At 46.1% G+C, this 16,098-nt stretch carries 15 protein-coding genes; 8 read left to right on the forward strand and 7 right to left on the reverse strand.

The features are described from left to right. Positions 1–3 precede the first annotated feature (3 nt). The gene (locus OGV75_RS23220) at positions 4–936 is read left to right on the forward strand and encodes a divergent polysaccharide deacetylase family protein (protein ID WP_047358804.1); all 933 of its coding nucleotides are present in this window, start codon (positions 4–6) and stop codon (positions 934–936) included. On the opposite strand, the gene OGV75_RS23225 is transcribed toward OGV75_RS23220, so the two are convergent. The 3 genes from OGV75_RS23225 to kbl all read right to left on the reverse strand — a co-directional run bounded on the left by OGV75_RS23225 (position 937) and on the right by kbl (position 4,397). Next, positions 937–1,974, reverse strand: coding sequence for a glycosyltransferase (locus tag OGV75_RS23225; RefSeq protein ID WP_046275752.1), 1,038 nt, complete (start codon positions 1,972–1,974; stop codon positions 937–939). A 191-nt stretch (positions 1,975–2,165) separates the two neighbouring features. After that, positions 2,166–3,191, reverse strand: a complete 1,026-nt coding sequence (tdh, locus tag OGV75_RS23230) for an L-threonine 3-dehydrogenase (RefSeq protein ID WP_046275753.1) — start codon at positions 3,189–3,191, stop codon at positions 2,166–2,168. Between the two features lie 9 nt (positions 3,192–3,200). Beyond that, the gene (kbl, locus tag OGV75_RS23235; RefSeq protein ID WP_046275754.1) at positions 3,201–4,397 is read right to left on the reverse strand and encodes a glycine C-acetyltransferase; all 1,197 of its coding nucleotides are present in this window, start codon (positions 4,395–4,397) and stop codon (positions 3,201–3,203) included. A 215-nt stretch (positions 4,398–4,612) separates the two neighbouring features. Between kbl and rfaD the strand changes: the two genes are divergently transcribed. The 7 genes from rfaD to OGV75_RS23270 are packed head-to-tail and all read left to right on the forward strand — an operon-like array spanning position 4,613 to position 11,874. After that, the gene (gene rfaD, locus OGV75_RS23240) at positions 4,613–5,545 is read left to right on the forward strand and encodes an ADP-glyceromanno-heptose 6-epimerase (protein ID WP_003827312.1); all 933 of its coding nucleotides are present in this window, start codon (positions 4,613–4,615) and stop codon (positions 5,543–5,545) included. Between the two features lie 2 nt (positions 5,546–5,547). Next, positions 5,548–6,594: an ADP-heptose--LPS heptosyltransferase RfaF gene (gene rfaF / locus OGV75_RS23245; protein WP_046275755.1), complete on the forward strand. Its 1,047-nt coding sequence runs from the start codon at positions 5,548–5,550 to the stop codon at positions 6,592–6,594. A gap of 3 nt (positions 6,595–6,597) precedes the next feature. After that, complete coding sequence (gene rfaC / locus OGV75_RS23250) at positions 6,598–7,566, forward strand: lipopolysaccharide heptosyltransferase RfaC (protein WP_047358803.1); 969 nt, start codon at positions 6,598–6,600, stop codon at positions 7,564–7,566. A gap of 16 nt (positions 7,567–7,582) precedes the next feature. After that, positions 7,583–8,866, forward strand: a complete 1,284-nt coding sequence (locus OGV75_RS23255; RefSeq protein ID WP_176442211.1) for an O-antigen ligase family protein — start codon at positions 7,583–7,585, stop codon at positions 8,864–8,866. Next, positions 8,859–9,872 carry a glycosyltransferase family 2 protein gene (locus tag OGV75_RS23260; RefSeq protein WP_142418060.1) on the forward strand — a complete coding sequence of 338 codons (1,014 nt, stop codon included), beginning with the start codon at positions 8,859–8,861 and terminating at the stop codon, positions 9,870–9,872. Before OGV75_RS23255 ends, OGV75_RS23260 begins: the two co-directional genes overlap by 8 nt. A gap of 1 nt (position 9,873) precedes the next feature. After that, positions 9,874–10,929, forward strand: a complete 1,056-nt coding sequence (rfaQ, locus tag OGV75_RS23265; protein WP_046275758.1) for a lipopolysaccharide core heptosyltransferase RfaQ — start codon at positions 9,874–9,876, stop codon at positions 10,927–10,929. Continuing rightward, on the forward strand, positions 10,930–11,874 hold the full coding sequence (locus OGV75_RS23270; protein ID WP_286481328.1) for a glycosyltransferase family 8 protein: 945 nt from the start codon (positions 10,930–10,932) through the stop codon (positions 11,872–11,874). Between the two features lie 26 nt (positions 11,875–11,900). Here OGV75_RS23270 and OGV75_RS23275 read toward each other — a convergent pair whose 3' ends face one another. The 4 genes from OGV75_RS23275 to OGV75_RS23290 are packed head-to-tail and all read right to left on the reverse strand — an operon-like array spanning position 11,901 to position 15,927. Further along, on the reverse strand, positions 11,901–12,911 hold the full coding sequence (locus OGV75_RS23275) for a glycosyltransferase family 8 protein (RefSeq protein WP_046275760.1): 1,011 nt from the start codon (positions 12,909–12,911) through the stop codon (positions 11,901–11,903). Positions 12,912–12,962: 51 nt separating this feature from the next. Next, the gene (locus OGV75_RS23280) at positions 12,963–13,982 is read right to left on the reverse strand and encodes a glycosyltransferase family 8 protein (protein ID WP_142418057.1); all 1,020 of its coding nucleotides are present in this window, start codon (positions 13,980–13,982) and stop codon (positions 12,963–12,965) included. Positions 13,983–14,012: 30 nt separating this feature from the next. Continuing rightward, positions 14,013–14,810 carry a lipopolysaccharide core heptose(I) kinase RfaP gene (rfaP, locus tag OGV75_RS23285; protein ID WP_046275762.1) on the reverse strand — a complete coding sequence of 266 codons (798 nt, stop codon included), beginning with the start codon at positions 14,808–14,810 and terminating at the stop codon, positions 14,013–14,015. Continuing rightward, positions 14,803–15,927 (reverse strand): glycosyltransferase family 4 protein, encoded by a 1,125-nt coding sequence (locus tag OGV75_RS23290; protein WP_286481330.1) that lies wholly within the window; start codon positions 15,925–15,927, stop codon positions 14,803–14,805. Before OGV75_RS23290 ends, rfaP begins: the two co-directional genes overlap by 8 nt. Positions 15,928–16,098: the final 171 nt, after the last annotated feature.

The following is a 16,098-nucleotide window of genomic DNA, read 5'->3' on the forward strand; positions in this document are numbered from 1 at the left end:
GTTTTGCCTCAATTTCGTCGTCTATTATTCTCTCTCGCCAGCGTGCTGGCCTTCGCAACACCTGTTTTTGCTGGCAAACTTGCCATCGTTATTGATGATTTCGGCTATCGTCCACACACCGAAAATCAGGTTCTGGCGATGCCTTCCACCCTCTCCGTTGCCGTTCTGCCTAATGCCCCACACGCGCGTGAAATGGCGATTAAAGCGCATAACAGCGGGCATGAAGTTTTAATCCATCTGCCGATGGCGCCGCTGAGCAAACAGCCGTTAGAGAAAGATACTTTGCGCCCGGAAATGAGCAGCGAAGAGATTGAGCGGATTATTCGCGACGCGGTAAGCAAAGTACCGAATGCGGTCGGGCTGAACAACCATATGGGCAGCGCGATGACCTCCAGCCTGTTCGGCATGCAGAAGGTGATGCAGGCGCTGGAACGCTACGATCTCTACTTCCTGGACAGTATGACCATCGGCAACAGTCAGGCAATGCGCGCAGCATCGGGAACCGGCGTGAAGGTTATCAAACGCAAAGTCTTCCTGGATGACACGCAAAACGAAGCCGATATTCGCCGTCAGTTTAATCGTGCCGTTGAGCTTGCGCGCCGCAACGGTTCAGCAATTGCCATTGGGCATCCTCACCCTTCGACGGTTCGCGTCCTGCAGCAAATGCTTTATAACCTGCCTGCGGACATTACGCTGGTTCGCCCAAGCAGCCTGCTCAATGAACCACAGGTAGACACCTCCAGACCAAACCTTACACCGCCGAAGAATGGTAAACCTGATGCGCCACGTAATCCTTTCCGCGGGGTGAGATTATGCAAACCGAAGCAGCCGTTAGAGCCAGTTTACGCCAGCCGCTTCTTCAGCGTGCTCGGTGAAAGCATCACCCAAAGCACGCTGGTGCAGTACATGCGCCTGCAATGGCAGGGCTGGCAATAATTACTCTTTAATATCCAGCGTTAAATGGGCCAGGCGGCGCGGCGTCAGTGATTTATCGCGCCACTGACTAAAGCGTATGGCCCACAATAGCACCTGATAACCCAGCTTAACGCTGCAGATATTGCTCACCATGCGCTTAAACATACCCGATACGAATACTTCAGCAATCATCCGTTGGCGGATTTTCTCGTCCGGCTCTTTACGTATGCAATGACAAACGCGTAGCGCTTCGTAAATCACCTGCTGTTTGAACTCCGGATAAATTGGAATGCGTCCAGCATAGTCGTGATTCATCTTATCCAGCAGACGGGTAATTTTAATGTAGTGGCGTTGATAGGCGAGATTTTTCAGCCCGGTGCGTGGCAGGCGGCTGACGGACGCGCCGTGCAGGAAGTATTTATACAACGGCACTTCCGTATAACGCGCGCGTTTCGCATTAAACATAAACTCTGTCGTCCAGATAATATCCTGGTGGTGCAGACCGGACAGGAAGGTCAGTCCTGCGTCGCGGATGGTCTGATGGCGGTAAACGCCCATCCAGACAACGTGCCGCCAACGGCGACTGGCTAACGCTTTGCGTAACCAGTCTGGCCCGGTCATCACGCCGGTAGAACTAATTCGATTGGTAGGAATGGATGCCCAGGTGTGGCCTGTCTCCGCAATACACCAATCAGCGTTGCACTGCGCAACATCCAGATTATCCTTCAGCGCCATAGTCATCAGCGTCTCATACATTTCCGGATAGGCAATATCATCGCCGTCTACGTACGCGATGTACTCCCCCCTGGCAACTTCCATACCGGTATTGCGCGCCGCGGATACCCCTCCATTGGGCTGGTGCAACAGGTGAACGTGCGGGTAACGATCCGCATAAGACTGAGCAAGGTCCGCTGAGTTATCCGTAGAACCATCATTAACAATGATGATCTCCAGGTTCTTCCAGGTTTGCGCAATCAGCGAATCCATACACGCAATGAACGGTTCACCCGTGTTGTAAAGTGGCATAATGACGCTCAGGAGACCAGGGATATAGGTCATATCAAATCCAGCCAAACAATAGAGTTATCGGCACTTTTTAGCATATTAAGCGGTAGATTTTCAGAAAAAATTATTAATTCTTTAGCAGAAAATGCGCCAGGCAGGAGCGAGCGTGCAAGCATAAAAACGCCCCGGATGGTAATGATAATCAACACCCAGGGACATACGCAGAATCTACTGATTGGATAGGGTTAATCCCAGCTCAGGATCACTTTCCCTGACTGGCCCGAGCGCATCGCGTCAAAGCCCTGCTGGAATTCATCGATGGAGAATCGATGGGTGATGATCGGTGACAAATCCAGACCAGACTGAATCAATGCGGCCATCTTGTACCAAGTCTCAAACATCTCACGACCGTAGATACCTTTAATAAACAATCCTTTAAAGATAACTTTAGTCCAGTCGATGGACATGTCTGATGGTGGAATACCCAGCATAGCAATACGGCCACCGTGGTTCATGGTGTCCAGCATGGTGCGAAACGCTGGCGGCGCGCCGGACATCTCCAGACCGACATCAAACCCTTCGGTCATGCCCAGTTCAGCCATCACGTCGGTCAGACTCTCTTTCGACACGTTGACCGCGCGAGTGATGCCCATTTTACGCGCCAGTTCAAGGCGATACTCATTAACATCGGTAATCACCACGTGGCGTGCGCCAACGTGCCTGGCAACCGCTGCCGCCATAATACCGATTGGACCCGCGCCGGAAACCAGCACATCTTCCCCAACCAGATCGAACGACAGCGCCGTATGCACCGCATTACCGAACGGATCGAAGATAGACGCCAGGTCGTCAGAGATGTTGTCCGGAATTTTAAACGCGTTAAATGCCGGGATCACCAGGTACTCTGCAAAGCAGCCAGGACGGTTTACGCCAACACCGGTCGTATTGCGGCACAGGTGAGTACGTCCACCGCGGCAGTTACGGCAATGCCCGCAGGTGATATGACCTTCGCCTGAAACGCGATCGCCGATTTTAAAGCCTTTAACTTCCTGGCCGATGCCAACAACTTCGCCGACATATTCATGTCCAACGACCATCGGTACCGGGATGGTTTTTTGCGACCATTCATCCCAGTTATAAATGTGAACGTCAGTCCCGCAGATGGCTGTTTTACGGATTTTAATCAGCAAATCGTTATGGCCGACTTCCGGTTCAGGAACGTCGGTCATCCAAATGCCCTCTTCCGCTTTCAGTTTGGATAACGCTTTCATTTCACATCCTCAGGCAATAACGCCCAGTTGTTTACCAATGCGTGTGAACGCCTCAACAGCACGCGTAATCTGCTCAGGGGTATGCGCCGCAGACATCTGGGTACGAATACGCGCCTGACCTTTTGGAACCACCGGATAGAAGAATCCAGTAACGTAAATCCCCTCTTTTTGCAGCTCGCGGGCGAACTCTTGCGCCACTACCGCATCCCCCAACATGACCGGGATAATTGCGTGATCCGCTCCCGCTAACGTAAAGCCTGCGGCAGACATTTGCTCGCGGAACTGACGTGCGTTCGCCCACAGGCGATCGCGCAGCTCGCTGCCTGCTTCGACCATCTCCAGCACTTTAATGGAGGCAGAAACAATTGCAGGAGCCAATGAGTTGGAGAACAGATACGGACGGGAACGCTGACGCAGCCACTCAACAACCTCTTTGCGCGCTGCGGTATAACCGCCAGATGCGCCGCCGAGCGCTTTACCCAGCGTACCAGTGATGATGTCCACACGCCCCATCACGTCACAGTATTCATGTGAGCCACGACCATTTTCGCCGACAAAGCCGACAGCATGGGAATCATCAACCATGACCAGCGCGTCGTATTTATCCGCCAGGTCACAAACGCCTTTCAGGTTAGCAATCACACCATCCATAGAGAACACGCCATCGGTGGCGATCAGGATATGACGGGCTCCCGCTTCACGCGCTTCTTTCAAACGAGCTTCCAGTTCGACCATGTCGTTGTTGGCGTAACGGAAACGCTTTGCTTTACACAAGCGAACACCGTCAATGATAGAAGCGTGGTTGAGCGCGTCTGAGATAATCGCATCTTCTGCGCCCAGCAGCGTTTCAAACAGGCCGCCGTTGGCGTCAAAGCAGGAAGAGTAAAGGATGGCATCTTCCATACCGAGGAATGCCGCCAGTTTTTGCTCCAGTTGCTTATGGCTGTCCTGGGTACCGCAAATAAAGCGGACCGAAGCCATACCAAATCCGTGAGAATCCATACCTGCTTTTGCAGCTGCAATCAGTTCCGGGTGGTTAGCCAGCCCCAGATAGTTGTTCGCACAAAAGTTAATAACGTGGCTTCCGTCCGCCACGGTGATATCCGCCTGCTGGGCAGACGTAATAATGCGCTCTTCTTTAAACAATCCTTCCGCACGTGCGGTTTCGAGATCGTTCGTTAACTGTTTGTAAAAATCCCCACGCATTTCAATTCTCCAGACTGGGCAAATTTCAGCACATATTACCCAAAGCTATACGCTGATACGAGATGACGCATCATCACTTCTTCAAAATGAAGCATAAATCACGTGTACCCGTACGGCTTATCGGTGAATGGCTGAAGCCAGAGCCATGTAGTGATATGATAGAAAGTATTCGTGTCTGAGATTGTCTCTGACTCCAAAATTCGAAGGTTACATTTATGATCATCGTTACCGGCGGCGCGGGCTTTATCGGCAGCAACATCGTCAAGTCATTGAATGATAAAGGCATCACCGACATCCTGGTGGTGGACAACCTTAAAGATGGCACCAAGTTTGTTAACCTGGTGGATCTGAATATTGCTGACTACATGGACAAGGAAGACTTCCTGATCCAGATTATGGCCGGAGAAGATTTCGGCGATATCGAAGCGATTTTCCACGAAGGCGCATGCTCCTCCACTACCGAGTGGGACGGCAAGTATATGATGGATAACAACTATCAATACTCCAAAGAGCTGTTGCACTACTGCCTGGAGCGTGAAATTCCGTTCCTGTATGCGTCCTCTGCCGCCACCTACGGCGGTCGTACTTCTGATTTCATCGAATCCCGTGAATATGAGAAACCGCTGAACGTTTACGGCTACTCAAAATTCCTGTTCGACGAGTACGTTCGTCAGATCCTGCCAGAAGCCAATTCTCAGATTGTTGGCTTCCGCTATTTCAACGTCTACGGACCGCGTGAAGGCCATAAAGGCAGCATGGCGAGCGTCGCTTTCCACCTCAACACCCAGCTCAATAATGGCGAAACACCAAAACTGTTCGAAGGCAGTGAAAACTTCAAGCGTGATTTCGTTTACGTAGGCGATGTGGCTGCGGTGAACCTGTGGTTCCTGGAAAACGGGGTTTCCGGCATCTTTAACCTTGGTACCGGTCGTGCGGAATCTTTCCAGGCCGTTGCCGATGCAACGCTTGCGTACCACAAAAAAGGCAGCATTGAGTACATCCCATTCCCGGAAAAACTGAAAGGTCGCTATCAGGCGTTTACCCAGGCCGATCTAACTAATCTGCGCGCTGCGGGCTATGACAAGCCGTTTAAAACCGTTGCTGAAGGTGTAACGGAATATATGGCCTGGCTGAACCGCGACGCGTAAGTATGAAAATTTTGGTGGTAGGCCCGTCCTGGGTGGGCGACATGATGATGTCGCAAAGTCTTTATCGCACGCTTAAGGCGCGCTATCCCCAGGCGATAATCGACGTGATGGCACCTGCATGGTGCCGTCCGTTATTATCGCGCATGCCTGAAGTTAACGAAGCTATCGCCATGCCGCTTGGACACGGCGCGCTGGAGATCGGTGAGCGGCGTAAACTCGGTCATAGCCTGCGTGAAAAACGCTATGACCGCGCCTATGTGCTGCCTAACTCGTTTAAATCCGCGCTGGTACCGTTCTTTGCTGGCATTCCCCATCGTACCGGTTGGCGTGGTGAAATGCGCTACGGCCTGCTAAACGATGCGCGCGTGTTGGATAAAGATGCCTGGCCGCTGATGGTCGAACGCTATGTAGCCCTGGCCTATGATAAAGGCGTAATGCTGTCAGCTAAAGATTTGCCGCAGCCTCTGCTATGGCCGCAGTTGCAGGTAAGCGAAGGTGAAAAGTCCCTGACCTGTCGCCAGTTTTCCCTTTCTGCCGAACGCCCCATCATTGGCTTTTGCCCTGGAGCGGAATTTGGTCCAGCGAAACGCTGGCCACATTACCACTACGCAGATCTGGCGAAGCAGCTGATCGATGAAGGCCATCAGATTGTGCTTTTTGGCTCTGCAAAAGACCATGAAGCCGGAAATGAGATCCTGGCGACGCTGAGCGTTGATCAGCAGCCCTGGTGCCGTAATCTGGCGGGCGAAACACAGCTGGAGCAGGCCGTCATTCTGCTCGCCGCCTGCAAAGCGGTGGTCACCAACGACTCTGGATTAATGCACGTTGCCGCAGCGTTGAATCGACCTCTGGTAGCGTTGTATGGCCCCAGCAGCCCGGATTTTACTCCGCCGCTTTCACACAAGGCGCGCGTGATTCGCTTGATTACGGGTTATCACAAAGTACGCAAGGGCGATGCAGCAGAAGGCTATCATCAGAGCCTGATTGACATCACACCCCAGCGCGTGCTGGAAGAACTTAACGACCTGTTGTTACAAGAGGAAGCCTGACGGATGCGGGTACTGATCGTTAAAACATCGTCTATGGGCGATGTACTGCATACGTTACCGGCATTAACCGATGCGCAGCAGGTCATGCCGGATATTCAATTTGATTGGGTAGTGGAAGAAGGCTTCGCGCAGATCCCATCCTGGCATGCAGCCGTTGACCGGGTTATTCCAGTGGCGATCCGCCGCTGGCGTAAAGCCTGGTTTTCAGCGCCGATTAAAGCCGAGCGTAAAGCCTTTCGCGATGCGGTGCGTTTACATCAGTATGACGCGATAATTGATGCGCAGGGTCTGGTTAAAAGCGCGGCGTTGGTTACGCGTCTGGCACGTGGCATCAAGCATGGTATGGACTGGAGCACGGCGCGCGAACCATTGGCGAGCCTGTTTTATAATCGCAAACATCACATTGCCAAACAGCAGCACGCGGTAGAACGTACGCGTGAATTGTTCGCCAAAAGCCTGGGATATTCCAGGCCCCAGTCGCAGGGTGATTACGCTATCGCTCAGCATTTTCTGAAAGAACGTAATGCTGATAAGGGCCAGTATGCCGTATTTCTGCATGCCACAACGCGTGATGATAAGCACTGGCCAGAAGCCAACTGGCGGGAGCTAATTGGCTTGTTAAATAACGCTGGCATACGTATTAAACTGCCATGGGGTGCTCCTCATGAAGAAGCACGAGCCCGTAGGCTGGCAAATGGTTTTTCTTATGTTGATGTTCTTCCACGGATGACTTTGGGAGAGGTCGCTCGCGTACTGGCGGGGGCAAAATTTGTGGTGTCGGTTGATACAGGCCTGAGTCATTTAACCGCTGCGCTGGATCGCCCTAATATTACGTTGTACGGTCCAACGGACCCAGGATTGATTGGTGGGTATGGGAAGAATCAATACACACAGCTGAGCCATTCCGGAAAATTGCAGGATCTGGACGCTAGCTTAGTCAACGTATCGCTGGTTGATAATAATTTGCTTTAACTTTAAGAGATGAACCATGCTTCGCCAACACATGTTTTCTCGCTTTATTTGTAGTATAAAAAACAATCCATTCGATTTTATATACTTCTTATTTTATGCCGGGATCCTGGCAACCCTTGCGATGGTGCTGGTCAATCCAGATGAAGCGCTGAAGGTATTTATTTTCTCCACAGCTCTGTCTCTGCCGCTTATAGGAAAAAACATAAAGCATGTGTGCAGTAACAAACAAAACCTGGTTTTGCCTTTTATGTTGCTGCTCTTCGGGTTACTCCAGATTATATGGGTAGAAATATTTAAACAACCGGGTTCAGCTTTTACTGGCGCCTACCGTTCATACCAGAACGGTGGCAAAGTGATGATTTTTGCCGCGCTGGTGATGACCATACTAACATCACAAGCACCAAGTGCTAATAAAATCCGCTTGACCAGTATCTGGGTGATTCTTACGGCAATCGGTTTGTATCTTTTCGCGGGTTATCAACTTAGTGGAGCACAAAACCCTTTAAGATACCGCGTTGCTCTTGGTTTTGAACATCAAACCGGCACGGCTTACTCTCTGACACTAATTGCATTATTAGCCTCGCAAGCGATCATTAATCTGCGCCTGAGACATACGGTTTCACTGTACTTGTTACATTTTTTGATCTCACTGGCGGTCATCATCACCACACAAACTCGGGCTGCGATTTTGGTATATCCGCTCCTGAGTATCGGACTATTTTTCATCCACTACCGCCACAACCACAACATACTGTTAAGGGCGCTACTGGGTTTTGTAATACTGGTCGGGATTGCTGCGATCCCCTTAAAACCAGTCATTGAAAGTCGCTACCAGAACTTCCTGATCGATCTGCACTCTTATAATCAAAACAACAGCAATACCTCTATTGGTGCGCGACTTGCGATGCAACGGGCAGGAATTGAAGCAGGGAAAGGTCATCACTGGGGGCAGTCACTTGAACAACGAGGGGCGGAAATTCAGCGACTTGCCGTCCAGGATACTTCCCTACAAGGGACGCTTAAGTTCATTAACGTACATTTGCATAACGAAATTATTGATACCTTTTCGCTAAAGGGCATCTCCGGGGTTATTGTGCTACTCTTGCTCTATACCGCTATGTTTTTAAGAGCTTACTGGCAACGTAGTCCTCTATTGTTCGTCATCTCAGGCGCTATCGCTATCTATGGCTTGAGTGATTTATTATTGTATGCCAAGGGTGAAGCCTTGAGCAGCATGCTGGCGTTATGTATTGCAGCAGTGCTGAGCTCGAATCCAACGAGAGAATCATGCTATGAATAGCGCTTCAGGTTATTTACTGAGCATTATTATACCTACATACAATAATGCTGAACTCATCACGGCGACGTTGGCGTCGATCCATCAGAGCATCACTGATGATGTGGAGATAATAATTGTTAATGATGGCTCAACAGACTTAACTGAAGAACGTATCAAGGCATTTTATCGTGAGCAGAAATGCCACAACGTTAAGTATATTAGCCAAAAAAATCAAGGCGTTGCAATCACTCGTAACGTTGGCCTTACCCATGCGACAGGGAAATATATTGGGTTTATTGACAGTGACGATATTGTCTGCACAGATTATTTCACTATCCTTCTTCCTAAATTGAGAGACGAAAAATATGATATTCTCGAATTTAATCTAACCAGAGATATGAACAATCTGTATCAGAATTCATCTGGTATAAAAAATGATATTAATCAGCACGAAATTATATTATCGGATGATGATTATACCCCTCTACTTCCAATATTCCGGGCAGGACAATGGCATCTCATGACAAAAATCTTCCATCGTAACGTTATTGGTAACGATCGATTCGAAGAACATCGTCGGTATGAAGACATGATTTTCTGCCCTTTCCAATACTTTAAATGCCATAAAATATTAAAGATTGAGAATAAACTATATTTTTACCGGTTAAATGATAAGAGCATTACCGAGAATATTATTGATAGCGATGCGGATAGTATCTTTTTTGCTATGCGGAAAATGTATAATTATATAAATAAAAATAACGCAAAACGTACTGTTGCCACACTAATGATCATCAACTGTTTTCTGGAAGGACGCAAACTATTACGCAAGAAAAAAGGTTATTATCGTTATAGTGAAGGTATGCTGAATGATATTCATAATGCGCTTGCATCCTGTGACACAAAAATTGTTAATAAAAAAATAATTCTTAAGATGAAATATCCCCATATTGACCGCTCCATTTCAGAAATGAGATATAAGGTATTATCTGCTTGCAAGAGCTTATTTTTTCGAAAAGGAATTTAACATGTTTGAAAAAATTGACCATGTGCTTATTTGCAAGCTCAAGTTTTATGGGGATGTTCTGTTAATCACGCCCGTCATTGCCAGCATTCGGGCTCGTTATCCACAGGCTAAGATCGATCTGCTCCTCTATAAAGATACCAAAGCAATTCTGGCCGCCCATAAAGATATCAATAATTTTTATCTCATTGAGAAAAAACAAGGCCTGTTGGCAACAGTAAAAAATTATCTTTCAGTGCGTCAACAACTGAAGAAAAATCACTATGACTTGATTATTAACCTCACAGAACAATGGCCAATTGGAGCACTTATCGCCTCTTTACGCCTTCCTTCAATTGCCTTTAAGCGCGATAAAGAGCAGTGGAACCGACTTTTTACGCGAGTAACGCCATCCGTTGGGACGCATATTGTTGAACAAAACCTATCTATTCTAAAAGGCATTGGGTTTAGCGAAGCAGAACTCAAGAAAGAGATGTCACTGAGTTATCTTCAGGAGGATTATCAACATCTGGTATCTCTGTTGCCTACACTGCCTGCGCAAAAATATGTCGTTATTCAACCCACTGCCAGACAAGAGTTTAAATGCTGGGATGATGAGAAATTCGCTCATGTTATAGACCATCTGCATCAGCGTGGTTTACATGTTTATCTTACCTGTGGGCCTGCATTGAGTGAGCAGCAACAGGTCCAGCGTATTGCTGCACTGTGTCAATCGTCTCCTGACCTGACGCTGGCAGGTAAAACGACCTTTCTGCAACTGGCCGCGTTGATTGACCATGCTGTTTTGTACATTGGTGTCGATTCTGCACCTATGCATATGGCCGCAGCGCTAAGGACACCGCAGGTATGCCTGTTTGGCGCCACCAATTACCGACAATGGAAGCCGTGGTCTGATAAAGCCGTATTGATTTGGGCTGGCGAGTACCATCCGATGCCTTCGCGAGATGAACTCGATCGGTCAAAAAAATATCTAACTTGGATTCCGGAACAGGTCGTGATTGACGCTATCGATACGGTACTTCATGATAGTGACAATGTTAAAGGTAATGAGAAAGCATAAATGGACAGCAAAAATAACGTTATTAATATTGCTTACTGTACAGATGCCAATTATCTGGAATATGTAGCAGTGTCCATTATGTCGGTCATAATGAACAACCCAGAGCAAGACCTGTCATTTTTCGTCTTTGTCTATGATGTTACTGACGAAGAAATCAATAAACTACGTTCAACCAGTGATAAAATTCAGGTTATCAATATCGATAAAGAAGAGATTGAAAAGTATAATAATGACTTTGCAATCAAACACCTGAACCGCTCTACCTATATGCGTCTGGCCGTACCGCGCTTACTAAAAGATAAAATAGAGCATTTTATCTATTTAGATGCTGATACACTATGTTTTGATAAGCTCAATGATATTAACAGCATTGATATCAGCAACGTCATTTGCGCAGTCAGCCACGACTCCCTCGATATTCATGATACAAAAAATGCTAAACGCTTGGGCCTTAGTACTGATCATTATTTTAATGCTGGCTTTTTATATATTAACATTGAAAATTGGATCAAGTTTGATATTGAAAATAAAGCAAATACAGTGTTATTTGAACAAGGTAAATCCTTGCCTTATTTTGACCAAGATGCTCTGAATATCGCAATTGACGGCAACGTTAAGTTTATTGATAAACGATGGAATTTCTTATTTAACTGGTTCACAGATCAGCAAAAAGACACCTTTTTTTATCAAAAAGATATCTTGCCTCGCATCATTCATTTCACTGGTGGAAGAAAACCTTGGTATAAAGAACATACTGGGCTTTCACAGCAACTTTTTCTTTTCTACCATCACTTCACACCATGGCGAGACGCTGAAATGCGCTCTTATGCTCCGCGTATGAGGCCTACTGATTACCGGGTTTACTCGCGCCAGGAATCCAAAAAGGGAAATTACTACGCTTCTCTCAAATGGTATATGAAATACCTTAAGGCTAAATTACGTTAAAAAAAACTCCCTTACGGGAGTTTTTTTTACTTACTCTTTAACTTTTCCCGCAAATAACCAATATAGCTAATTATCGAGTTGAAATACTTCCCTTGTAATCTTTCATGACGTGATTTCTTTTTATACTGTTTTGGCGTTCTAGCTGGCAGCAATGGAACATCCGTCCAAGGTGAAGCTTTCCAGGCATCAACAAAAAACTGTGCTGAAGGGTAATTTGCCCATGAATTCCAGGGTTTAGTTACGCCAATATAATGGATAAGGATCGTATCATCAGTTATATATTCTTTATAACTTGATGTGTCCTTACTTTTAAGTTCTTGTTTAATTCCGTAAATTGCATCATAAATTCTTGGTAAAAAAATTGTCTTACCAAAAAACATTATATTTAAGACATCCTGATCCAGAAAAGCGAATTTCCTGGTCTTATCCAGGAGGATCGAAAATGCTTTAGTAAAGAATTTTTGTTTTTTCCATTCCTTTAAATTTGCATATATAACACCAGCATTGAAGTATTGTTCGTTAAATTCAGGAGTATTAAGCCTCTGCGCGGCATACACCCGACTATATTCAACATCCTGAATAACCGCTGCAACATGATGTTCCAGGGTGATTTGTGTTAACTCAACAAGTGACCCTTTACATACAACATCAGCGTCAATATAGAGAAGATTATCAATATTTTCGCTAAGATACTCAAACGCGATAAATCTGAAGTAGGTCGCATGTGACCATGCATTCCCACACGGAAGGATCTTTAATCCTTCTGCATCCATCACATATACAGTTATATTGGTCGAAAACTGCTTTGCTAGTTTTTCTAATCTTTTGCGGTAATCTGAATCAAGATAATCAGTAAAAAGATGAAAATGTATGCTGATATCTTTGTTATGTAGTAAAACGGACGACATCGAAACTGCCGCTCCAAACATAAAGTTTTGATCAACCCCCCATGCAATATTGAGTTGTGGGGTTTGAGTCTCTGGAGCCCCAAAAACCTCAATGATGTCTTTAATAGACTGATTACAATCAAAATTCATGTACTACACCTTTTTAATATGCTATCTGGAAATTATTTGCACTTCTATTAACTAATGAGACCGTGCATTATGTAGTTTGTTCTTTATATACATAACATGACTAAGCACCGAGCGGATATATTTACGCTGCACTCTCTCATGCCGGGATTTACGCTTATACAATTTTGCAGTGTTTGCATTTAATAAAGACTTTCCTGCCCATGCAGATTTTTTATATGCGTCGATGAAGAATTTAGCCACCGGATATTTTGCCCAAGTATGCCATGGCTTAGTGACACCGACATAATGTATTAAAACAGTATCATCTGTAATATAATCCTGGTAAATTTTATCGTTTTTATTTTTTAGTTCCTGATCCACGCCATAAATGCAGTTAAAATCCCGTCTCAGGAAAATCACATTACCGACAAATAATATATTTAGAACATCCTGATCAAAATACAGAAGTTCCTTTTGGCGTTTATCTAAGATAGAAAATGCCTTCGTCAACAACTGCTGTTCACGCCAAACTCCAAGATTCGCAAATACCACACCAGAATTAAAATAACCGTTACTCAGCTCAGGAATACCAAGCCTGTTACCGGACTGAATACGCACTTCATCAATATCATTGATAACAGCAGCATATTCCCCACAGAAATTAACCTCGGTAAGTTCGCGTAGAGAACCTTTGCAAATGACATCAGCATCAAGATACAGTACAGAACTTAACTCGGTACTTAAATATTCAAATGCGAAATAACGATAATACATTGCATAAGTCCATGCTTTCGTACTCGGCAACTCACGAAATGCCGCATTATCGAACACAAGAACAGTCACCGTCGTACTGTACATTTGTGTCAGGCGTTTTACGCTCTCCAGATAATCATCATCTATATAGTCTGTTGCTATATAAAAGTGAATATCAATATCAGGATTATTCACTAATACTGAGGTCATAGAAATGCCGGATCCAAATAAAAAATTACGATCGACACCATACGCAACACTTAGTTTTTTAGTCTTCTCATGCGCAGAGCTGTCGATAACGTGTTTTTGAATGATTAGCTTCTGGAAATCAATGTTCATAATAAAATAGCCTCAAACTTCATATGGTATTTATAGCGCTTTTCTTATTGTTCTTTGTCTTATTTTTTGCGCTTTTGTGACAGCCTGTTCAAACAACCGGACTTCCTGACGAAAGATTTCGCGCAGTGGCATCGAAAAATAGACACGTAAAAAACGGTAGATATCTCTGGACGTCAAACCGATCTCCAGTGAAGAGAAATAGAGTCCGATCAAATCCTTATCCCGCCAGCGTCGCGGTACATGCTGACGTATTTGTGCACGATGCAAATCAATCACAGAGAGTTTGATATCCGCAACATCTGCCGGCATTGGCTGTTGGAGTAGGAAATGGCAAATATAGCAATCCCGATGATTTACTCCGCCCCGATGCATTTTACCCACCATTTCAGCCACGCGGGTAATAATGGTCCGTTTTAATACAAAATCAGGACGCTCAATTCCCCACCTTGCACAAAAATCTTCAAGACTGATGGCAGGAGAGAGATCTTCAGTGATGATAAATGAGGTTCGCGCTAACGGATTCAGTCCTTTCTGCCCAAATGCAACACCAGTCATTGTGTCAACATTGAGTTCTTGTAAGCGATGAATTGCCAGCCACTCCCGATCTGCACCCAGTACTGGCATACGTAAAGAAATAAGGTTTTTCACCACTTCTTTAAGTGTGGTTCCATGATGATATTTAAGAAAATAACCCTTACCCATCATCTCAAAACGCAGGGTACGCCGTGTTTCCAGCGCGCGAAAAACTTCCCCATCCAGCTTTGTAACTTCCGTAAACGGGTCTTTTCCTTGCCATTGCGTGGCAAATGGTTCTTTTAATTCAATCATTATCAAGGCCTAAAATGATATCAGCAGCCTTATCCGCCAGGCTGTAGAGATCTTCTGTATCAGCAAAATGCCGAGCGTTCTCGGCCCAACGACTTCTCTGCTCATTATTTTGCAGCGCATCGAAAAGTGCTGTATTCAGATTTACCTGCTCAAAAGGTTCAGGAATCACGACTCCGCATCGGGCGGCATTAATATAACCCGCATAGCCGCATACTTCTGTAGTTAATACTGGCAGCCCGGCAACTACAGCCTCCAACAAGACAATACCAGCAGCTTCCTGAACAGCAGGGTGAAGCAATAAATCAGCAGCAGACATCAATTCAGCGACATCATCTCGCCCCGAGAAGAACTGTACTTGTTCTTCGATACCCAATTGACAAGCCAGAGAACGGTAACGATCGGCCTTATCCTGACCAACAACCATCAATCGCGTACGGTGACGTATAACCTCAGGTAGCGAAGCCAATGCCTGTAATGTTCTTGGCACGCCTTTACGTTTGAAATCAGAACCCACCTGCAGGAGCAGGAACTGATCGAAACCAATACCGTTTTTTTCTCTGACAATCTGCCTGCTGTTTTCAGGTTGCTGACTATACTTTCTGTCAGGGTAGATGCCTGGTGGCAGAATACGAAAACGCTGGCTCTCAGTTTGGTAATGATGTTTGAAGTCACCAATTTGTTTATCGGTTAACATCAACAGCATGGTGCCAGCACCTTGCTGAAATGCGGCTTTTTCAAATGCAGCGTAATGCCGGTACCGACGCGTCAACTTGTAGAAAAAGCCTTTCTCACGGGCAACTTTCTCCGCGTAGCAAACGTCGGCTGCGTAATACACATCCAACCCAGGCATTTTGTTAAACCCGACGACACGATCGACGGGATGCTGACTTAAATAACCCTGAACCCACTGATAATATTGCTCGTTTTTCCCATGATTCGTTCTGGATGTGACGGGGACGAGTATAATTTCCAGTCCTTCCGGACGCTCGCCCTGCCATGACTGGGTAAACACCTGGACATGATGACCACGAGCAGCAACCGTAAGCGCTACCCGCAAGAAATCACGCTGTAACCCGCCATAGGGAAAATATTTGTACAAACAAAAAGCAATATTCATGCATTAATATCCGCATCGCGTCGCCAGACATACCCGATCTGCGACATCAGAGTCATGTAATCCTTGCATGAACCGACCAAAGATTACTTCCCATGTTTTCGAAAGGTTTCTGCCTGCTAGCTACCTGAAATTGCGCAGTAGTATATCATTTATTATCACGCATTCCGAAAT

Source organism: Citrobacter sp. Cb028 (assembly GCF_030336705.1).
GTDB classification, from domain to species: domain Bacteria; phylum Pseudomonadota; class Gammaproteobacteria; order Enterobacterales; family Enterobacteriaceae; genus Citrobacter; species Citrobacter braakii.